Annotated in this window: 1 pseudogene; it reads right to left on the bottom strand. The window is 59.0% G+C overall.

Going from position 1 to position 1,361, the window contains the following annotated elements:
* Positions 1-164: 164 nt before the first annotated feature.
* A pseudogene (locus QJT82_RS45375) lies at positions 165-1,098 on the bottom strand (zinc-dependent alcohol dehydrogenase family protein); the annotation flags it as partial.
* Positions 1,099-1,361: the final 263 nt, after the last annotated feature.

Below are 1,361 nucleotides of genomic sequence, written 5' to 3'. Positions count from 1 at the left end.
ATTCGCGGGACAATCTTGCCCGCCGTCAGGCAGAAACTCCACTTATCGCCCGGTCCAGATTTCCGGAGCCAGCTCTCCTCCAATAGGTCCGCGCAAGATACATCGTTAGGTCGACTTCCTAGAAAAGTCTTCCGCCCGCCGACACCACTGCCCTCCTCCTTGTGTTATGTCTCGATGATCACCTTCAAGGCCCCGGTCTCCGCCGCGTGCGAGAACATGTCGTAGGCGTTTATGATCTCGTCTAGCTTGAAGCGGTGTGTAATCAGAAAGCTTCGGTTCGATGCGGTGGGAAACGACCGTCCTCAGCAGCATGGGCGTCGAGACGGTGTCCACCAGCCGCGTGGTGATCGATATGTTTTGGGACCACAGCCGTTCCAGGTGCAGATCGACCTTGACGCCGTGTACGCCAGCGTTTGCCACGCCGCCGCCCGGCGAGACGATATCGGTGCAGAGCTTGAAAGTTGCGGGTAGGCCGACAGCCTCAACGGCAGCATCCACGCCCTCTCCCCCCGTCAACGCGCGAACCTTTTCAACTGCTCTGCCGTCGGCGCTGTTGACCGTCTGTGTCGCGCCAAACTGGCGCGCAATAGCGAGGCGCCTATCGTCGAGATCGATCAAAATTATCTCGGCAGGCGAGTAGAATTGTGCGGTCAGAAGCGTAGCCAAGCCGACAGGACCGGCACCGACGATGGCGACGGTGGAGCCGGGCGAGATCTTGCCGTTGAGCACGCCGCACTCAAATCCGGTGGGAAGGATGTCGCTGAGCATGACGAGAGCCTCCTCATCGACCCCATCAGGCAAATGGTGGAGGCTGGTGTCCGCATGCGGCGTCCGAGCATATTCGGCCTGCGTCCCGTCGATTTTGTTGCCGAGGATCCACCCCCCGGTACGACAATGCGAATATATGCCTCTCCGGCAGAAATCGCATTTACCGCAGCAGGACGATATGCAGGAGATGAGGACGCGGTCACCCGCCTTGAAAGCGGTCACGTCATCGCCAACCTGGTCGACGACACCGACGCCCTCATGTCCCAGGATTCGGCCGGCCTGACAGGTCGTTACATGGCCCTTGAGGATGTGGAGATCTGTGCCGCAGATCAATGCGTGGCGCAACCGCTGCGTTTGAGCCATAGTTACTTGGCCGTCCTTCTTCGTTCGATGGCTTGGTTAGCTAGTGGTGCGCCAGCAGATGGATTGCTGAGCCGTGTGACCGATACCTACGCAAGCTAGTAGCTGCGGGCCTTGTATTTCCGTGTCAGGTTGCGGAGCATAGATCGCTGGTTTGTGTTGGAATGCACGCTCCGTTTAGTGCTGGAGCTGTGTAGTGCGCGGCGACCTCCCGTACATTGCTTGCGTCATTT

Source organism: Bradyrhizobium sp. Mp19 (genome assembly GCF_029952935.1).
Classification (GTDB): Bacteria; Pseudomonadota; Alphaproteobacteria; order Rhizobiales; family Xanthobacteraceae; genus Bradyrhizobium; species Bradyrhizobium elkanii.
The sequence above is the reverse complement of the archived record's forward strand: the minus strand, read 5'-3'. Positions and strand labels throughout refer to the sequence as shown.